Origin of the sequence: Nonomuraea candida, assembly GCF_000725485.1 — a bacterium.
GTDB lineage: Bacteria > Actinomycetota > Actinomycetes > Streptosporangiales > Streptosporangiaceae > Nonomuraea > Nonomuraea candida.
Map to the genome: position 1 here is coordinate 1 of NZ_JOAG01000045.1, position 18,329 is coordinate 18,329.

Consider the following 18,329-nt stretch of genomic DNA (forward strand, 5'->3'; position numbering starts at 1 on the left):
CAGGACCTTGACCGCCACCTGCCGCCCCTGAGGGTCGACAGCCAGGTGGACAACGCCCATCCCGCCTTCACCGAGCCGCCTGAGCAGCCGGTAAGGGCCCAGCCGATCGTGCTCGTTCGCGTGTTGGGTCATGCGTTTCCTGATGCTGTGGCGCCCTCGTTTCTCCCGATGCTGACCGGTGCGGCGAGTCTCCGCAACTCCGGCGAGAGAACTGGCTGGGAGTGGAATGCATCAGGCTGCACAAGTCAGGACATGGGCAAGCTCGACTATCCGCAACGGTCCGAGTCGCTGCCGATCGATGGAAAAGACTGTCGGTGGACCTCATGTAAAACGAGCAGGTTGGGCGCAGCGTGTGAAGTACCTGCGGGGGTGAACCCTGGACGCCCCCAGCGGTCGGTCAATGTCTGCTGGGCTGCCCTGCCGGGTGGCTGCCGGGTTGCTCTGGTGGAGATAACCCCGCCGGGAGATCCCCGGCGAACCTCGGTCACAAGGTGGTCGGGAGGACCGGGAGGCCGCGGACGCCGGGGTCGGCGGCGAAGACGGAGCCGGCCAGCGGCTGCTCGGCGCGGTCCACGCCGAGGGCGGAGGTGGTGACGAAGAGCCGGTCGAGGTCGTCGCCGCCGAACGTGACCGCGGTGACCTGGCGGGCCGGCAGGCTGATGACGGCGTCGAGCTGCCCGCCGGCATCGTACCTGCGCACCGCGCCGCCGCCCCACAGCGCGACCCACACCCCGCCCTCGGCGTCCACCGTCAGCCCGTCCGGAGCGCCGTGCCTCGGGTGCACGATCGCGAACGGCCGCCGCCCGCTCAGCCCGCCCTCCCGGTCGTAGTCGAACACGTCCACCTGCCCGGTCGCGGTGTCGGCGTAGTACGCCAGCCGCCCGTCGGGGCTGAACCCGAACCCGTTGGAGACCGTCACCCCGGACAGCACCACGCTCAGCCCGCCCTCCGGCCCGGCCACGTAGAGCGCGCCGCGCCCGGGGGCGGAGTCGTAGGCCATGCTGCCGATGTAGAACCGGCCGTCGGGGTCGCAGCCGCCGTCGTTCATCCGGACCGTGGGGTCGCTCCACGCCTCGCCCAGGGAGCGCAGCGGCGCGTCCAGGTCGTCGGAGTCGGTCAGCAGCAGCTCCCGCTCGCCCGCGACGACGTAACCGCCCGAGACGCGCGGCCGCACGACGGCGGCGACCGCTCCCACGTGCCGGCGGCGCACCTCGCCGCCGGGGCCGAGCGCGAGCACGTCGCCGGCCAGCATGTCCACCCACCGCAGCCCGCCCCAGCGGGCGGACCACACGGGCCCCTCGCCGTGCTCGGCGACGGGGTCGGTGACGGTGTACGCGGTGATGGTCATGCCGCTGCTCCCTGGCGCTCGTCGGCGAATGTCATGATTGATGACCTTATCCGGGACGGGCAGCCCACCCGATCACCCCGCGCGCCGATCCCTGGGCCCGGACGGGGTGGGACAGGACGGGCGGGGTGGGGACAGGATGGGCGGGGCGGGGACAAGGCGGGCGGGCAGGGCGGGCGGGCAGGGCGGGGCGGGCGACCCGCCCGATGGGATCTTCGTCCCGCTTCGGCATGCGCCGAGGCGGCGCGCGTCCCTTCGGTGCGCGCCGAGCCGGCACGCGTCGCGTCAGTACGCGACGGTGAACCTCACCCGGCGGTGCCGGGGACGCTCGGCCTCGTCGAGCAGCGCGACCGCGAAGTCCTCCATCGAGATCGCCGACCTGCCCGCGGCGTCCACGAGCAGCTCGTCGGCGCCGATCCGGTAGCGGCCGGTACGCTCCCCGGGCTCGATCAGCGCGGGCGGGCTCACGTACGTCCAGTCGGCGGCCCGCTCGGCGCGGCAGACGTCGAGCTGGGCGTTGCAGGCCAGGGCGATGGGCCGCCACGAGGGCGGGAAGTCCGGCGTCTCGACGACGGTCAGGCCGCCCGTGCCCGGCACGGTCAGCCCGGCGGCGCCGCCCACGAGCAGCAGCCGCACCCCGCTCTCCGCCACCCCGGCCAGCAGCGCCCTGGCCGTCGTCACCAGGTCGTCCTCGTGGCCGGGCGCGGGGCGGGTGGCGCTGATCACCAGGTCCTGCCCGGCGCTGAGCCGCGCCACGTCGCCGGGATCGGCCGCGTCCCCGACCCGAACCCGCACCCCGGCCCCGTCGAGCAGCCCGGCGGCCGGACCCCGGAGGCCGCTGGGATCACGCCCGCCCACGGGGAGCCGGGGGCCGGTGGGATTGTGGCCGGAGGAGGGGTGCTGGAGGCCGGCGGGACCGCGCGCGGCCGCGGGAGCCTGAGGGGCGGCGGGACGGTGCGCGGGGGAGGGGGGCTGGAGGCGGGACGGGTCGCGGACGGCGGCGGTGACCTCGTGGCCGCGCGACAGCGCCTCGGTCACGACCCGGCTGCCGACCGCGCCCCTGGCGCCGAAGACGGTGATGCGCATGCTGATCAGAGATCCTTTCCGGCGAGCCGGCCGGCGGGCACGTTCGGCGTCCCGGTGAGCGGCGGGAGATCGGGGGTATGGGGGCGCCTGTGGGCGGGCACGTTCGGTGTCCCGGTGAGGGGCGGGTGATCGAGGGTGCGGGGCCGCCTGTGGGCGGGCACGTTCGGTGTCCCGGTGAGGGACGGGTGATCGAGGGTGCGGGGCCGGGCCGGGAGCTGGGCGGCGACGAGGGCGGCCAGCACGACGAGCGCCCCGAACGCCTGCGCGACCGTGAGGTCCTGCCCGAGCACGATCCAGCCGAGCGCGGTGGCGACGACGGGGCTGAGCAGGCCCAGGAAGGTGACCTTGGTGGCCGACAGCAGGCGCAGGCCCCGGAACCACAGGGCGTAGGCGAGGGCGGCGCCGATGAGGGTGAGGTAGGCGTACCCGGCGAGGTTGGCGGCGCTCAGCCCCGACGGCGGCGCGCCCTCGACGACCAGGGCGAGGGGGAGCAGCAGCAGGCCGCCCGCGACGAGCTGCCAGCCGGTGGTGGCCAGCAGCGGCGCCGGTGACTGCCACCGCTTGCTCAGCACCACCCCGGCCGCCATGACGGCGGCCCCGCCGAGCGCGGCGGCGATGCCCACCGCGTCGAGCCGCGCGTCGGCCCGCAGCACGAGCAGGCTCACCCCGGCCACGCCCGCCACGGCGGCCAGCGTCGTGCGCAGGGTGAGGCGCTCGCCGAGCAGCCCGGCCGACAACAGGGCGACCAGCAGCGGCTGGACGGCGCCGACGGTCGCCGCCACCCCTCCGGGCAGCCGGTACGCGCCCACGAACAACAACGCGAAGAACACCCCGATGTTCAGCGCCCCCAGCACGAACGCCCGCCACCACCAGCTCCCCCGCGGCAGCCGCCGGGTGATGGCGACGAGCAGCAGCCCGGCGGGCAGGGCCCGGACCACGGCGGCCAGCAGGGGGCGGCCGGGCGGGAGCAGTTCCGTGGTGACGAGGTAGGTGGTGCCCCAGATGGCGGGGGTCAGGGCGGTGACGAGGACAAGTCCCGTTCGATTACTTAGCACTAAGACAAAGTATCTCAGCGCTAAGGTACTCGCCAGGTGATTTATCTCACCACTAAGACATCGGTAGGCTGGGGTGGTGGCCGATCATGTCGATGTCGTACTTGAGCAATGGCACGCCCAGCGCCCCGACCTGGACGTCTCCCCCATGGCGGTGATCGGGCGGCTGTCCCGGTTGTCGCGGCTGATCGACGCCGAGCTGCGGCGCACGTTCGCCGCGCACGGCCTTGACTCCGCCTCGTTCGACGTCCTGGCCACGTTGCGCCGCGCCGATCCGCCGCACCGGCTGACGCCCGCCGAGCTGATGCGCGCGTCCATGATCACCTCGGGCGCAGTCACGCAGCGGCTGGACCGGCTGGAGTCGCGCGGGCTGGTCACGCGCACCCCCAGCGACTCCGACGGGCGCGGCGTGCACGTGACGCTCACCGAGGAGGGGTACGCGCTGATCGAGCGCGTGCTGCCCGACCACCTGGCGACGGAGCACCGGGTGCTGAGCGCGCTGACGGACGAACGCCGCGAGACCCTCGCCGCCATCCTGCGCGACCTGCTCCAGTCACTCGGCGACACCACGGACGGCCCCTGACCGGACCACCCGGAACCACGGCGGACCCTGTCCGGGCCACCCGGCACACCCGTGATCACGGGCACACCCGGGATCACGGGCACGTCCGGGCTCACGGCACGTCCGGGCTCACGGGCGCAGCCTGGGCCGGGCCGCCCTGGGCGGGCCGTGATCGTGCGGGGCCGGGCCGGAAGCGCATGAAGCGGCCACCCGGACGGGAACGTATCCCGTCCGGGTGGCCGGAGCCTCAGGGGCGCCGGGGCGGCCCGGTGCCCCGGCACGGTGCCCTGGGGCTCGGAAAGGGCGTCGGGCCCGGGTGGCGAGAGCCCGCGCCGCCCCGGGGGCGGGGTCAGCCGGCGAACTGCTCCATCGGGCGCGCCCCGCCCGGTTCGCCGTCGCCCCACGCCCCCGCCCCGAGTGCCACGCCCCGCCGCACGATCTCCACCGTGACGAACTGCGCCCGGCGCGGGTGCCGCACCACCCGGACCGAAGTCGCGCAGCAGGCCGCCGCGATTTCCCCGGCGAACGCCTCGAAGTCCTCCGCGCAAATCCCCGCCCGGAGCAGAATGAAAGCCCTTTCCCCGAAGTGCTCCGGCGTTATCCAGAGGATCAGCGGAATTCTGCCCTTTCGCGTGTGCATCGACGTCTCCAAGCACACCCGCTGCAGCCGGTGCCGGGAAAACAGGCACCAGAAGTGCCGCCGAATCCATTTCCGGCCGGCCGGCACGGTCGCGGGCACCGAGACGGTGCCCGCCAGCGCGACCGCCCACCACATGCCCTGGACCGCGGCCGTCGTGATGACGAACGCCGCCGCCGCGGACAGCCCGGCCAGTGCGATCTCGGTGCGCCAGCGCCACACCACCGTGAGGGCGCCGCTGCCGGGGGCCGGGCCCTCGACGGGCGGGTACGGGTTGTGCCGCGGATTACGCATGGACATGCCGGTCACCTCTCAGGGCCGGGCTCCCGCCCCTGGCCTCCGGGAACCTGCCGTCCTGGGGTCTGCCGTCCTGGGGCCTGGCGCCCTGGGACCTGCCGACCTGGGGCCTCCCGTCCTGGGGTCTGGCGCCCTGAGGTCTGCCGTCCTGGGAGCTGACAACATCCTGGGACCCCGCGCCCTGGTACGCCCTGCCGCCCGTCCGGGCCGCCCGGAGCGCGTCGAAGCGCGGGTCGCGATACCGCCGGGAGCCGAACCCCGTCCTGGTGACCGTCCAGCCGTGCCGCCGGGCCCGCTCGTCCTGGCCCGCGCACACCGCCCGGTCGGCGCGGGCCACCAGCGCGCCGACGCGCGCCGCGATTCGCGCCGCCCACCCCGTGACGTCAAGCATTTCGGCCACCACTTCCCCTCCGTCTTGGCCGTAACTGAAACCCCTCATATCCGCTCGCAGATTGACTGCCGATGCCGTCAGTTTGCGCCGCACCCGGTATTTCAGCGATAAAGCTGCCTTCCGAGTTCGTGGTTCGGTTTTCCGCACCCGTTCAGGGGCAGCCGTTGAGCCGGCGGGGCGCCGCGGACTACGGTTTGCACGTGACGCCACTGCGGATAGTGATCGCCGAGGACAATTTGCTGGTGCGCACCGGGATCCAGGCCCTCATCGCCACGGAGGCCGGGGCCGAGGTGGTCGGTGTCTGCTCGGGGCTCGACGCCCTCATGGCCTGCGTCGACCAGGAGAAGCCCGACGTCGTCGTCACCGACATCCGCATGCCGCCGACCATGACCGACGAGGGGATCAGGGCGGCCACGACGCTGCGGGCCGGCCATCCCGACGTCGCCGTCCTGGTGCTGTCGCAGTTCCTCGACCCCGCCTACCTGCTGGCCCTGATCGAGCAGGGCAGCAGCAGGCGCGGCTACCTGCTCAAGGAGCGCATCGCCGAGCCGGGCGAGCTGATCTCGGCCGTGCGCACGGTGGCCTCCGGCGGCTCGTTCATCGACTCCGTGGTCGTCGACTCGCTGGTGAGCGCCAAGGCCCGCAACGACGACGCCGGGCCGCTGCGGCACCTGACGCCGCGCGAGCGGGAGACGCTCGCCGAGGTGGCCGCGGGCCGCTCCAACCTCGCCATCGCCGCCGCGTTCAACGTCACGGAACGGGCGGTGGAGAAGTACATCAACTCGATCTTCCTCAAGCTCGGCCTGCGCGGCGACCGCGACACCAACCGGCGGGTCAAGGCGGTGCTGATGTTCCTCGACTCGGGCCCGTCAACGAGGTCCTGACACCGCCGGCCCGCACCGGTCAACGCCGAGTGGGGCGGGGCACGGCCGAGACAGTGATGCTGGCACCACCGACGCGTGGGGCTGGCACCACCGACACGGCGGCGATCGAATGCGACGATCAGGTCTGTGGACCAACCCCTCGTGCGCGTTCTGGTCGTGGACGACCTGCCGTCGTTCCGCAGGGCCGTGGCCGGCGTGATCGCGGTGGTGGACGGGTTCGTGCTGGCGGGGGAGGCGGCCAGCGGCGAGGAGGCCCTCGACTTCCTCCGGGGCGAGCCGGTCGGCATGGTGCTGATGGACGTCAACATGCCGGGGATGGGCGGCCTGGAGGCGGCGCGGCACATCAGGTGCCGGCACCCCGACGTCAAGGTGGTGCTGCTGTCGGTCAACAACACCGAGGACCTGCCTCGTGACGCGATGGTGGTGGGGGCTCATTATCGGCACAAGGACCGCTTCGGCCCCGACGAACTGGAGGCGTTGTGGAACGACGGGGGCCATTCAGACTCTTAGCCGGCCTGCGGGGGCACGAGATCATCGAGATCGGCGCGCCGGAGTGGGAGCGCCTGCGCAGCTACATCCAGACCGACCTGCTCGGCGTCGCGGTGGCCGTGGTCTGGCTGACGGTCCTGTGGGCCACCGTCCTGCCCGACGGCCGGCTGCTCGCGATCGTCGCGCTGCTGCTGGCCATGGCGGTGTTCCTGGTGCGGGCCGTCCACCTGATCCACGGTTACCGGCGCTTCGCCGCGGTCGTGGTCTTCGCGCTGGCCAACTGGATCGTGGCCGTCGCGGTCACCGCCATGGTGCCGTTCGCGCTGGCCACCCTGGTGCCGGCCGTGCTGCTGCCGGTGCTGGTGGCCGTGCAGCACATGAACCACGTCCGGCTGTCGGCGATGCTCGGCGCGACCATGCTGGTCGGCACGGCGCTGGTGGTCGTGGGCAGCCTGAGCCACGGGGCCGGGCTGGAGGAGCAGGTGCCGGGGACGGTGACGAACGCGCTGGCGATCGCGTACATCCCGTTCATCACCGCCCTGGTGTCGCTGGCCGCCTGGCAGAACCACGGCATGCTGGTCGCCAGGACCGAGGCGCTGCGCGAGTCGCGCGCCCGGCTGGTCGCGGCGGCCGATCGCGAGCGCTGCCAGATCGAGCGCAACCTGCACGAGGGGCCGCAGCAGCGCCTGGCGGCCGCCGCGGAGCAGACCCGGCGGGCCGCGGCGCTGCTGGAGAGCGACCCCGGCCGGGCGGGCCCGCTGCTGGCACGGCTGTCGGACGACCTCCAGGAGGCCAGCGCGGAGCTGCGCGGCCTGGCGCACGGCATCTACCCGCCCCAGCTCGGCCAGTACGGCCTGGAGACGGCGCTGCGCGCGGCGGCCCAGCACGCCCCGATCCCGACGACCGTGCGCGCCGTCGGCATCGGCCGCTACCCGCCCGAGATCGAGATCAACATCTACTTCTGCCTGCTGGAGGCCCTGCGCAACGCGGTGAAGCACGCGGGCAAGGACGCCACGGTCAGCATCCTGCTGCAGGACCGCAACGGCCTGTCCTTCGACTTCCGCGACTCGGGCGTGGGCACGAGCCCCGCCACCCTCCAGACCGGCACCGGCATGATCAACATGAACGACCGCCTCAGCGCCATCGGCGGCGCCCTCACCATCGACACCAGGCCGGGCGGCGGCCTGCGCCTGCACGGCCACCTGCCGCGCTCGGCGCTGGAGAGCGCGGGCGTGGAGCGTTCCCGCCAGGAGCCGGGCGAGCGCGTGCGCGAGGCGCTGCAGGCCGTCTGGTACGCCATCGCCCGCGTCTACACCACCCTCCAGCGCAGCGCCCACCCGCACCCCTACCAGTACATCGCCACGGGCCTGTGGACCATCCTGGGCGTCGCGCTCGGCGGCGGCGCGCTCGCCCTGGCCGTCTTCGCCGGCACCCGCATCCCCTGGCTGCTCACCCTGGCCGGCCTCTGCGGCGCGGTCGCCCTGCCGGTCGTGGCCGCGCTGCGGGTCGTCAGGCGCGACCGCGTCCGGCACGCCATCGCCGTGTCAGCGGGCACCGCCTGGTGCTTCGCGCTCGCGCTGACCGTGCTGCTCCCCTCCGCGCTGCCCTACGCCACGCTGGTGACCGTCTCGCCGGTGCTGCTGTCGGTGGCGTACCTGCCGCGCGGGCGCTTCAAGCTCGTCATGGGCGCCACCGTCGCCGCCGCGGCCGTCATCACGCTCGCCGGCGTCCTCGCGCCCGGCGTCGGCTTCGAGCAGGCGCCCCGCTGGATCACCGCCCCGGTCGTCATCGCGCTGGTCGTCCTCGGCCTCACCCGGGCCTGCTACCTCGCCTGGCACAACCACGTGATGCTGGTGGCCAGGGCGGAGGCGGTGCAGGAGTCGCGCGCCCGGCTGGTCGCGGCGGCCGACAGGGAGCGCCGCCAGATCGAGCGCAACCTGCACGACGGCGCCCAGCAGCGGCTGGTCGCCGCGGCCGTGCAGTCGCGGGTCGCGCAGCGCCTGGTGGCCACCCAGCCGGACGACGTGGGGCCGCTGCTGGCGCAGCTCTCGGAGGACCTGCGCGAGGCCCAGGCGGACCTGCGCGACCTGGCGCACGGCATCTACCCGCCGCAACTGGCCGAATCGGGGCTGGAGGCGGCGCTGCGCGCGGCCGTGCGGCACTCGCCGCTGCCGGCCCAGATCCACGCCGCCGACCTCGGCCGCTACCCGCCCGAGATCGAGATCAACCTCTACTTCTGCCTGCTGGAGGCGTTGCAGAACGCCAGCAAGCACGCCGGCGAGCACGCCACGGTCACCATCGACCTGCGGGAGAAGGACGGGCTCTGCTTCGACTTCCACGACACGGGCAACGGCTGCCATCCCGGCCTGATCCGTACCGGGCAGGGGATCACCAACATGTACGACCGGCTCGGGGCCATCGGCGGCACCCTGACCATCGAGACCGGCCAGGGCGCGGGGCTGCGCCTGCACGGGCACATCCCGCGCTCGGCCTACGAGCCTTCCGGCAGGACGTGAGAAGCGCTCTGATACTGTGACGTCTCGCGTAAGCGATCGTCCTTCGGCCCCGGGAGGTGAGACCCATTTCCGCTCTGTCAGGCTGGGTGCTCCCTTCCAGCAGCCGTGCCGCGCGTGCGCGCGCGGTGGCGCGGCCCACCGGGCTCAGGTGACCGCGGGAGCGCCCATCGGCATCCCGAAAGGCTCCCATGTCGGTTTTTTCGTCATCTATCGCTACTCCTGCCATCGTTGCCCGCCTCCGCGCCGCCGGCTGCGTCTTCGCCGAGGACGAGGCCGGCCTGCTCGTCTCCACCGCGTCCGGCCCCGCCGAGCTGGCCGCCATGGTCGAGCGCCGCGTGGCCGGCGAGCCCCTCGAACACGTCCTGGGCTGGGCCCGCTTCTGCGGCCTGCGCGTGGCCGTGGAGCCGGGGGTGTTCGTGCCCAGGCCGCGCACCGAGTTCCTCATCCACGAGGCCGTCGCCCTGGCGCGTGCGGCCGCCGGCTCGCCGGTCGTCCTCGACCTGTGCTGCGGGACCGGCGCGATGGGCGCCGCGGTGGGTGCGGGGCTGGCGCGGGCAGGGCTGGCGTGCGCCGAGCTGCACGCCGCCGACCTCGACCCCGCCGCCGTGCGCTGCGCCCGGCGCAACCTGCCCGGCGCCCACGTCTACCAGGGCGACCTGTACGAACCGCTGCCCGCCTCCCTGCGCGGCCGGGTGGACCTGCTGATCGCCAGCCCGCCGTACGTGCCGTCGGAGTCGGTCGGCCTGCTGCCGCCGGAGGCCCGGCTGCACGAGCCGCTGCCGGCGCTGGACGGCGGGGCCGACGGGCTCGACGTCGTGCGCCGGGTGATCGCCGGCGCGCCGGGCTGGCTCGCGCCCGGCGGGAGCCTGCTGGTGGAGACCGGCGAGCGCCAGGCGGACGGCGCGGCCGCGGCGATGCGCGCCGCGGGCCTGTCCGCCCGGGTCGCCACCTCCGACGAACTCGACGCCACGGCGGTCATCGGCACCCGCCATTAATACCGCATTTCGCCGCGCCGCCGGAGAACGCGCAGTAATTTGCGCCCTTTTGTGATGGGGCGTGCCATTGTTTTGTCGTGGACTTCGGGGCTGATCCGCGCTTTCCTTTCCCTCGTCGATTTTCGCTTCGGAGGGTCACATGGGTCGTACAAGGAAAGTCGTGGGAATCGCCATCGCCTGCGCGATGGTGGTGGGCGCGGCGCCGCCGGCGGCGGCGGAGCCGCGCGGGCCGGTGCGGATCACGCGCTTCCTCGGGGAGCAGCGCCTGCCGCACCTCATGAGGTTCGCCGGCACCACGGTCGGCGGCATCTCGGGGTTCGACCGCGATCCGCGCGACGGCACCTGGTACTTCATCTCCGACGACCGGTGGCGCTACGACCCGGCCCGGTTCTACACCGGCAGGCTGGCGTTCGACCGGGTCACGGGAGCGCTGAAGCGGGTGCGCATCAGCGGGGTCAGGACGCTGACCAGGCCCGACGGCAAGCCCTACCCCGCGTACGGCAAGCCGGGGTCGGCCGACCCCGAGTCGATCAGGTTCGACCGGTGGCGCGGGCGGCTGGTGTGGGGCGACGAAGGGGACCGGCCCGACGAGAGAAACCCGAATATCCCCATTTCGCATTCCGCGGTGCGCGCCGTGGGACTGGACGGGCGATTCCAGGGCGAATTGGGGCTGCCATGGAATCTGCGGCTGACGGATGAGAACCGCGGGCCGCGGCGCAATTTCGGATTCGAGGGCGTCGCCGTCTCCCAGCACGCCGTCACCGCCGTCACCGAGGGGCCGCGCTTCGAGGACGGCGCCCTGCCGACGGTCTACCGGGGCTCGGTGGCCCGGGTGACCATGTGGGACCGCCAGGGCCGCCCCCGGGGCCAGTACGCCTACCATCTCGACCGGCTGTCCGTCCCGCCCAGCCCGCCCACCGGCCTGGCCGACAGCGGCGTGTCCGAGCTGCTGGCCATCGACGACTTCCGCTACCTGGCGCTGGAACGCTCCTGGATCCAGGGCGTCGGCTACCGCGTCAAGCTCTACGAGATCGACCTGCGCGGCGCCACGAACGTGATCGGCCGCGACTACCTGGAGCGCGGCGGCCCGTACCGGCCGGTCGCCAAGCGGCTGGTGGCCGACCTGGGCGGCTTCCGCCCGCCGGTGCAGAACCTGGAGGGCATGGCCTGGGGGCCGCGGCTGGCCTCCGGCGAGTGCACGCTCGTGATCGGCTCCGACGACAACTTCGCCAAGGAGGAGGTCACCACGTTCATGGCCTTCGGCGCCACCGGCTGCCCCTGACCGGCCGCACGCCGTGGCGACGGCGTGCGGGCGGCGCCCTCCAGGGAGATGCGGCGGCCGGAGGGATCGGGCTACATGCCGTGGATGCGGCGGCCGGTGATCTGCTGCGGCACGATGCGGATGTAGAGCTGCCGCTCGCCGCCCGCCCACGGCGTAACCCCGGTCCTGGCCGCGCTCCCCACCTCCTCCGGCGGCACGTGGTGCGCCGGCCCCTGCACCAGCACGCTCCACCCCTCCCGGTTGGCCTCGTCGATGTTGTCGATCTGGAAGGCGATCTTGATGTCGACGCCTTCCAGGCCGCTGCGCAGGTCCTTGTCCATGGCCCCGCCGGCGGCGGTGCGGAAGACGATGGCGCCGTTCTGCACCTTGTAGTTGACGGGCAGCACGGTCGGCCCGTGCGAGCCGTTGAACGCCACCCGCCCGATCCCGCCCGGCTCGATCAGCCGCCGGCACTCCGCCTCGTCCAGCGTCTCCAGCGTCGGATGGGCCATGGCGGGACCGCGGCCGGGCGGCCGGTCCTGGCCGCCGCCCAGCAGGTCGTCCACGGTCGTGTTCAGCGCGTCGGCCAGCCGGTAGAGCGAGCCGGTGTCGGGCGTGTCGGCGTTCTCCTCCAGATACCGCAGATAGCCCGGCGACATGTCCGCGTGCTCGGCGACCTGCTCGCGGGTCAGGCCGAGGCGCTCGCGGTGATGGATGATGCGGCGGCCGAGATCGCCGGTGCCTGCCATGATCACGTCTCCTCCGGTGTAAGTGCGGCGCGCGGTCCCGTTGACGCGCGCCTCGCGGTGGTCGGCGTCGATGAACAGCCGGCGGCCGCGATAGCAGATGGGCATCGACACCAGCCCGAGCCGGTCGGGCAGCAGCGGGTCCAGCCGCAGCCCCTCCGGGCGTGGCTCCAGGCCCAGGTAGCAGCGTTGCAGCAGGTTGAGCGTGCCGCCCATGGCCCCCAGGTGGATGCCCTCCGCCGTCGTGCCGCCCTGCACGTCCTTCACGTCGCTCTCGAGCGCCTCGATGAAGAAGCGCCAGGACTCCGCCCGGTTGGAGCGGGCCAGCACCCATGCGTGCACGACGGCGCTGAGCGTGGAGCCGTGGCTGGTGCGCCGCAGATAGTACGAGATCGTCCGCGAGATCAGCTCCGGCCCCGCCCGATAGCCCAGCCGCTCCAGCACGCCGGTCAGCTCGTCGCCCGGCAGCAGGTAGCAGAGCATGAGCGTGTCGGCCTGCTTGGAGGCCTTGTAGCGGTTGACGTCGTCGCCGTCGGCCTCCAGCGCCCGGTCCAGCCTGCGCACCCCGGCGTAGCGGTCCCAGTCGAGCTCCAGCAGGTCGCCGTAGCCGGTGAACTGGCTGATCACGCCGTCGTGGAAGTCGACCCGCAGGCGGCGGCCGACGTCGTCCCAGCGGGCCAGCTCCTCGGGCGACGGCGCCAGGCCGGGCGGCAGGTCGGGCGCCAGGGCGGCGGTGTCGCGGGCGCGGGCCATCAGCCACGCGGTCATGACGTTGGTGTAGGCGTTGTTGTCCAGGCCCGGCAGGGCCGCCCCGGGGTAGGCGTCGTGGTACTCGTCGGGGCCCATGATGCCGCGGATCTCGTACCGGTCGCCTGCGGGCACCGCCAGGGAGGCGAAGAACCTGGCGATGTCGAGCAGCAGCTCCGCGCACCACGACGGCATCGAGCCGGTGGCCAGGTAGTGGTGCCAGACGTTGTAGGCGATGGCCAGGCCCACGTGCCGCTGCAGCCGGGAGTGGTCGGGCAGCCAGCGGCCGGAGGCGGGGTTGAGATGCAGGACCTGGGTCTCCTCGCGGCCGTCGCTGCCGCTCTGCCACGGGAACATCGCGCCCTCGTGGCCGGCCTCCCTGGCGGCGTCCCTCGCCTCGGGCAGCCGCCGCCAGCGGTAGCGCAGCAGCCCCTGCGAGATCTCCGGGAAGCGCAGGTCCAGCCACGGCTGCACGAACAGCTCGTCCCAGAACACGTGCCCCCGGTACGCCTCGCCGTGCAGGCCGCGCGCCGGCACCCCGGCGTCCAGGCCGGCCGTGTGCGGCGAGAGCGTCTGCAGCAGGTGGAAGATGTGCAGGTGGACGATCTGCGACAGCTCGGGGCCGTCCACGTCGAGCCGGGCGCGCTGCCACAGCCGCTCCCAGGCGGCCTGGTGCCGGGCCAGCAGCTCCTCGAAGCGCGGCGCCCGGCGCGCGTGCCGCAGCGCCGACGAGCGCGGGTCGTGGCTGGCCGGGTCGCGCGAGGACGTCAGCGCCACGATCTTCGTGTGCCGGGCCGGCACGCCCTCGGCCAGGTCGAGCACGTGGTCACAGGTGATGTGGTCGCCGGCGGGCGCGGGCCGGGCGGCGGGGGCGGCGGGGGCGGCGGTGTCGATCCTGGCGGCCAGCGCCACGAGCACGTGCGAGTTGCGGGTGCTCGCCGTCAGCCAGGTCAGGCCGTCCTCGGCGCCGGTCGCGTGCCCGGTGAGGTGGTCGCCGCGCAGGTCGCGGTAGCGGGCCACGCCGTCGTTGGCGACCCGGCCCTCCAGCGTGGCGCGCACCCGCAGCGGGCCCGACCAGTTCTCGGCGGTGAACTCCGTCTCCATCGCCGCCAGGTACGGGTCCGCCATCGACACCAGGCGGCGCTGGCGCACCCGGGTGATTCGGCCGGCCCCGTCGCGCCAGCGCAGCTCGCGCACCAGCACGCCGTGCCGCAGGTCCAGCTCGTGCCGGTAGAGCGGCAGGTCGGCGTCCTGGGGGCGGAACCAGCCGGCGCCCGGCGTCGCGAACGTCAGCGGCAGCCAGTCGGGCAGGTTGACGATGTCCTCATTCGTCACGGTACGTCCGGCGATCACCGAGTCCAGCCGGTCGTAACAACCGGCCAGGTACGTGCCCGGCGTGCGCGGCTCGCCGTCGGGCGTGGCGCCGCGCGTGGCGAACCGGCCGTTGCCCAGCGTGCACAGTGCCTCCCGCAACCCTTCGCGCCCGGCGTCGAACCCCTCGTAGACCAGCGTCCACGCGCTCGCCGCCGTCTCGCCCTCCACCGGGCGGTCGTGGCGGGTCGCGCCGGCTCCCGGCTCGATGTCCTCGCAGGCCGTGTCGCCTCCCGGCCCGCCGCCCTCGGAGGTCGTCGCGGTCCCCGGGCCGCCGTAGGGTGGCGTGCTCATCGCCGTCCCACGGGCACGCGCCCCGTGACGTCGGCGTCGGCCAGGTCGGCCATCACCGCGCCGGCTCCCGCCGCCAGCATCGCGGCCGCCTGCGTGCCGCTCCTGTCCACCGCGACCACCTGGCCGAACCCGCCCCTGCGCCCGGCCTCCACCCCGGGCAGCGCGTCCTCCACGATCGCCACCTGCGCGGGCGGCAGCTCCAGCCGGCGCGCGGCCTCCAGGAACAGCGCCGGGTCGGGCTTGCCCGGCAGCCCCAGCCGGGCCGCCTCGGTGCCGTCCACCAGCACGTCGAACAGGTGCAGCAGCCCCGCCGACGACACGACCGCGCGGCAGTGCCTGCTGGCCGAGACCACCCCCGTACGGCAGCCGCGCCGGCGCAGCTCGTGCAGCAGCGCCACCGTCGAGGGGAAGGGCGCCACCCCGTGCTGCCGGATCTGCTCCACGAACAGCGCGTCCTTGGCCAGCCCCAGGCCGTGCACGGTCGCCGCGCCCGGCTCGTCGTCCGGCCCGCCCTCGGGCAGCGAGATGCCGCGCGAGGCCAGGAACGTGCGCACGCCGTCGAGCCGCGGCCGCCCGTCCACGTGGGCCAGATAGTCGGCGCGGATGTCGAACGGCCCGGAACGGCCCCGCAGGAAGGGGTCGAACACGTGCTTCCACGCCGCCGCGTGCACCCGGGCCGTGTCGGTGACCACGCCGTCGGTGTCGAAGACGACGGCGCGCAGGCTGGTCAGATCGAAGGTGGCCATGTCTGGACGCTACCCCCGCACGGCGGGCCCAGCCATGAGACCTTGGACCCGGCGCGCCGGGACGTTCGGCCCCCGCCGGGATCGCCCGCCGCCACAGGTGAACCGGTGTCCCGTGCGCCGCTCGGTGACGCACGTGAATGGGTACGTCTTCCTCGTGAGGCCGCCCCGGACTTCTCGTGCGGCCGCCGGAGCAGGAGGTACCGCATGAGAGCACTGGCCGTCCGCGCCCTGCCGCTGCTGACCGTGATCGCGGTGGCCGGGGCGGGCTGCGGGGCCACCGGGCCGCCGGGGGCCACCACCACGGTCACCGCGACCGGCCCCGCCACCGGCACCGCGACCGCCCCCGGCGCCCCCTCGCCCCCCGACCCGCCCCCGACCGGCGGCACCCCGGCCCCCGAGCCCTCCCCGGCCCCGAGCACCCCGCGGGGGCGTCCCCCGTCCCGCGCGAGACGCTGATCGCCGGCCACTACCACCCGCTGTGGCCGTTCTCCGACCCCGGGCAGGTCGCCGCCTGGCAGCGCGAGTACCGCGCGAACGGCCGCGAGCGCTGGCGCCTCGACCCCGCCCGCACCGCGGTCGCCTTCAGCCGCGACTTCCTCGGCTTCACCGACATCGACCGGGCCGTCAAGACCGTGCGCGACGGCGCGCACGCGCGCGTGCACGTCGGCTTCCGCGCCGAGGAGGGGCCACGCCCGCTGGTGGTGGCCGTCGTGCACCTCATGCGGTACGGCCAGGGCAAGGACGCCCCCTGGGAGGTGGTCGGCACCGACGACACCACGCTCTCCCTGACCAGGCCCGCGTACGGCGCCGCCGCCCGCTCCCCGCTGACCGTCGGCGGGCGCGTCACCGGCGTGGACGAGAGCCTCCGGATCGAGGTGCGCCACCCCTCCTCCCGCAAGCCGCTGGGGGAGCGGTGCTGCCTGCCCGCCGGCGGGCAGAACGCGCCCTGGTCGGGACGGGTCTCGTTCACCGCGCCACCGGGCAGGACGCTCACCGTCGTGGTCTCCACCGGCGGCCACGTCGCGGCCGTCGAACGCTTCGCGGTCACGGCCGTGACCGTGCCCCGCTAGCCACCACCGACGGCCGTGCCGCGCTGGCCGCGAGGGCGGCCGTGCTCACCGCGCGGCCGTTCATACCGTCGTGGGATGGGCCGGGGCGGGCCGGGCTGCTGGTAGTTTTTAAACGAGCGTTCACATATCACGGCCCGGGAGACGACATGGGCAGGCCCCGTACGACCAGTGATGAGGCGATCCTCGCCGCCACCGCGCGCGCGATCCGGCGGCACGGCCCGCAGAGCCTCACCCTGGCCGCCGTCGCCACGGAGGCCGGGCTGTCCCCGGCCACGCTGGTGCAGCGGTTCGGCTCGAAGCGGGGCCTGCTGCTCGCGTTCGCCGTCCACGCGGCCGAGACCGCGGGCGAGCCGTTCGAGCGGGCGCGGCACGAGCACGCCTCACCGCTCGCGGCCCTGCGCGCCGCGCTGGTGCGCATGTCGGAGGGCGTGGCCACGCCGGAGGAGCTGGCGGGCAGCATCGGCTTCCTCCAGATCGACCTGACCGACGCCGAGTTCCGCGGGCACGCCGCCGGGCACGCCCGCCGCACCCGGGACGCGATCGCCGGCCTGCTGGCGGAGGCGGTGGCGGCGGGGGAGCTGGCGGCGGGAACGGAGACGCCGGCCCTGGCGCACGCGGTCCAGGTCGCCTACAACGGCGTCCTGGTCCTGTGGGCACTGACCGGCGAAGGCACCCTGCCCGACGCGATGCGCGCCACCCTCGACCAGACCCTCCGCCCGTACCTGCCGGCCTGACCGGCCTGCCGGGCGCGCGGAGGTTCCGCCGGGGGGTGAATGTCCGGCGTTTCGGGGTGGGGTTTCTCGACTCCGCGACGCTCCGGCCCAAAACTGGACCGATGCCCCTCGCGACAGGGCATGATCATGATCGGACGACCCCTCGGTCACCGGGCCCGCACGCGCGGTGACCGCAACGTTTCGAGGTGCTCATGAGCCACGTGGAAGACCCCGCGCCGCAGTCGCTGGCGGAGCTGGCCCGCAGGCACGGGCTACGCCCCGCCATCGCGCGGCCCCGGTTCAACGTCTACCTACGCCAGCTCTGGGAGCGGCGCCACTTCGTGCTGACGTACGCGACCTCGCGCAACGTCTCCAAATACTCCGGCTCGGCCCTGGGCCAGCTCTGGCAGGTCATCACCCCGCTGCTGAACGCCGCGATCTACTATGTGATGTTCGGCCTCATCCTGGGCGGCAGCGACAACATCCCGAACTATCCGGCGTTCCTGCTGACCGGGATGTTCGTGTTCACCTACACGCAGCGCACGGTGACCGCGGGCGCCAAGTCGATCTCCGGCAACCTGTCGCTGATCCGAGCCCTGCACTTCCCGCGCGCCTCGCTGCCGCTGGCGTACACGATCCAGGAGCTGCAGCAGCTCCTCGTCTCCATGGGCGTGCTGCTGGCCATCGTGCTGATCACCCAGGAGCCGGTCACCTGGTTCTGGCTGATGATCCCGGTCGTGCTGCTGCTGCAGACGATGTTCAACATCGGGGCGGGGCTGATCCTGGCCAGGGTCGGCTCCTCGATGCGCGACCTCAACCAGCTGCTGCCGTTCATCATGCGGACGTGGCTCTACGCCTCCGGGGTGTTCTTCGCCATCCACGACAAGGTCGTCAACAGCGCCGGCCTGCCGGAGTGGGTGGCCACCGTGATGTACCTGAACCCGGCCGCCTCCTACATCGAGTGGATGCGCGACATCCTCATCGGCAGCCACTCCCCGCCACGGCTGGTGTGGGTGTCGTGCCTGGTGTGGGCGGTCGGCGCGCTGGTCTTCGGGTTCTGGTACTTCTGGCGCGCCGAGGACCGGTACGGCCGCGGCTGAGCGGCGCGCCACCACCGGGGCGGGCGC

General features: G+C 73.8%; 16 protein-coding genes. 9 read left to right on the plus strand and 7 right to left on the minus strand.

The window, feature by feature from the left end; genetic code table 11:
• Positions 1-484: 484 nt before the first annotated feature.
• The 3 genes from IO39_RS34705 to IO39_RS34715 form a co-directional block, all read right to left on the minus strand.
• Positions 485-1,348, minus strand: a complete 864-nt coding sequence (locus IO39_RS34705) for an SMP-30/gluconolactonase/LRE family protein (protein ID WP_043632495.1) — start codon at positions 1,346-1,348, stop codon at positions 485-487.
• A gap of 282 nt (positions 1,349-1,630) precedes the next feature.
• Entirely contained in the window at positions 1,631-2,431 is an 801-nt protein-coding gene (locus IO39_RS51940; RefSeq protein ID WP_043632498.1) for an NAD(P)-dependent oxidoreductase, read from the minus strand.
• 5 nt (positions 2,432-2,436) lie between these two features.
• A complete protein-coding gene (locus IO39_RS34715; protein WP_084773989.1) occupies positions 2,437-3,486 on the minus strand; it encodes an EamA family transporter in 1,050 nt (349 codons plus the stop codon).
• 76 nt (positions 3,487-3,562) lie between these two features.
• Here IO39_RS34715 and IO39_RS34720 point away from each other — a divergent pair, with 76 nt between their 5' ends.
• The gene (locus IO39_RS34720) at positions 3,563-4,066 is read left to right on the plus strand and encodes a MarR family winged helix-turn-helix transcriptional regulator (RefSeq protein ID WP_043632647.1); all 504 of its coding nucleotides are present in this window, start codon (positions 3,563-3,565) and stop codon (positions 4,064-4,066) included.
• 328 nt (positions 4,067-4,394) lie between these two features.
• Here IO39_RS34720 and IO39_RS51235 read toward each other — a convergent pair whose 3' ends face one another.
• Together IO39_RS51235 and IO39_RS34730 are read right to left on the minus strand one after the other, a co-directional pair.
• On the minus strand, positions 4,395-4,982 hold the full coding sequence (locus tag IO39_RS51235; protein ID WP_157549265.1) for a hypothetical protein: 588 nt from the start codon (positions 4,980-4,982) through the stop codon (positions 4,395-4,397).
• On the minus strand, positions 4,969-5,379 hold the full coding sequence (locus IO39_RS34730) for a hypothetical protein (protein ID WP_169789177.1): 411 nt from the start codon (positions 5,377-5,379) through the stop codon (positions 4,969-4,971). The genes IO39_RS51235 and IO39_RS34730 overlap by 14 nt, the downstream gene beginning before the upstream one ends.
• Positions 5,380-5,570: 191 nt before the next feature.
• On the opposite strand from IO39_RS34730, the gene IO39_RS34735 reads away from it, so the two are divergent.
• From IO39_RS34735 to IO39_RS34760, 5 genes are all read left to right on the plus strand, one after another.
• Complete coding sequence (locus IO39_RS34735; RefSeq protein ID WP_043632504.1) at positions 5,571-6,254, plus strand: response regulator transcription factor; 684 nt, start codon at positions 5,571-5,573, stop codon at positions 6,252-6,254.
• Positions 6,255-6,380: 126 nt separating this feature from the next.
• Complete coding sequence (locus tag IO39_RS34740; protein ID WP_043632507.1) at positions 6,381-6,764, plus strand: response regulator; 384 nt, start codon at positions 6,381-6,383, stop codon at positions 6,762-6,764.
• Positions 6,734-9,259, plus strand: a complete 2,526-nt coding sequence (locus IO39_RS51240; RefSeq protein ID WP_052423749.1) for a sensor histidine kinase — start codon at positions 6,734-6,736, stop codon at positions 9,257-9,259. The genes IO39_RS34740 and IO39_RS51240 overlap by 31 nt, the downstream gene beginning before the upstream one ends.
• Before the next feature lie 188 nt (positions 9,260-9,447).
• Complete coding sequence (locus IO39_RS34755; RefSeq protein WP_043632510.1) at positions 9,448-10,254, plus strand: putative protein N(5)-glutamine methyltransferase; 807 nt, start codon at positions 9,448-9,450, stop codon at positions 10,252-10,254.
• A 160-nt stretch (positions 10,255-10,414) separates the two neighbouring features.
• Positions 10,415-11,536, plus strand: a complete 1,122-nt coding sequence (locus IO39_RS34760; RefSeq protein ID WP_052423750.1) for an esterase-like activity of phytase family protein — start codon at positions 10,415-10,417, stop codon at positions 11,534-11,536.
• Positions 11,537-11,607: 71 nt separating this feature from the next.
• Here the strand turns inward: IO39_RS34760 and IO39_RS34765 are convergent, their stop codons facing one another.
• Complete coding sequence (locus tag IO39_RS34765) at positions 11,608-14,673, minus strand: pyridoxamine 5'-phosphate oxidase family protein (RefSeq protein WP_084773997.1); 3,066 nt, start codon at positions 14,671-14,673, stop codon at positions 11,608-11,610.
• Positions 14,670-15,419, minus strand: coding sequence for an HAD family hydrolase (locus IO39_RS34770; RefSeq protein WP_043632516.1), 750 nt, complete (start codon positions 15,417-15,419; stop codon positions 14,670-14,672). Before IO39_RS34770 ends, IO39_RS34765 begins: the two co-directional genes overlap by 4 nt.
• Before the next feature lie 176 nt (positions 15,420-15,595).
• Here IO39_RS34770 and IO39_RS34775 point away from each other — a divergent pair, with 176 nt between their 5' ends.
• The 3 genes from IO39_RS34775 (at position 15,596) to IO39_RS34785 (ending at position 18,302) form a co-directional block, all read left to right on the plus strand.
• Positions 15,596-16,489: a hypothetical protein gene (locus IO39_RS34775; RefSeq protein ID WP_052423751.1), complete on the plus strand. Its 894-nt coding sequence runs from the start codon at positions 15,596-15,598 to the stop codon at positions 16,487-16,489.
• 146 nt (positions 16,490-16,635) lie between these two features.
• Positions 16,636-17,223, plus strand: coding sequence for a TetR/AcrR family transcriptional regulator (locus IO39_RS34780; RefSeq protein ID WP_043632519.1), 588 nt, complete (start codon positions 16,636-16,638; stop codon positions 17,221-17,223).
• Positions 17,224-17,414: 191 nt separating this feature from the next.
• On the plus strand, positions 17,415-18,302 hold the full coding sequence (locus IO39_RS34785) for an ABC transporter permease (RefSeq protein WP_043632662.1): 888 nt from the start codon (positions 17,415-17,417) through the stop codon (positions 18,300-18,302).
• The last annotated feature ends 27 nt before the right edge of the window (positions 18,303-18,329 follow it).

What these genes read in the sequence shown, in the direction of transcription:
- IO39_RS34705 (WP_043632495.1), bottom strand. Translation starts at nt 1,348, where the DNA reads ATGACCATCACCGCGTACACCGTCACCGACCCCGTCGCCGAGCACGGC.
- IO39_RS51940 (WP_043632498.1), bottom strand. Translation starts at nt 2,431, where the DNA reads ATGCGCATCACCGTCTTCGGCGCCAGGGGCGCGGTCGGCAGCCGGGTC.
- IO39_RS51235 (WP_157549265.1), bottom strand. Translation starts at nt 4,982, where the DNA reads ATGTCCATGCGTAATCCGCGGCACAACCCGTACCCGCCCGTCGAGGGC.
- IO39_RS34755 (WP_043632510.1), top strand. Translation starts at nt 9,448, where the DNA reads ATGTCGGTTTTTTCGTCATCTATCGCTACTCCTGCCATCGTTGCCCGC.
- IO39_RS34765 (WP_084773997.1), bottom strand. Translation starts at nt 14,673, where the DNA reads ATGAGCACGCCACCCTACGGCGGCCCGGGGACCGCGACGACCTCCGAG.
- IO39_RS34770 (WP_043632516.1), bottom strand. Translation starts at nt 15,419, where the DNA reads ATGGCCACCTTCGATCTGACCAGCCTGCGCGCCGTCGTCTTCGACACC.
- IO39_RS34780 (WP_043632519.1), top strand. Translation starts at nt 16,636, where the DNA reads ATGGGCAGGCCCCGTACGACCAGTGATGAGGCGATCCTCGCCGCCACC.
- IO39_RS34785 (WP_043632662.1), top strand. Translation starts at nt 17,415, where the DNA reads ATGAGCCACGTGGAAGACCCCGCGCCGCAGTCGCTGGCGGAGCTGGCC.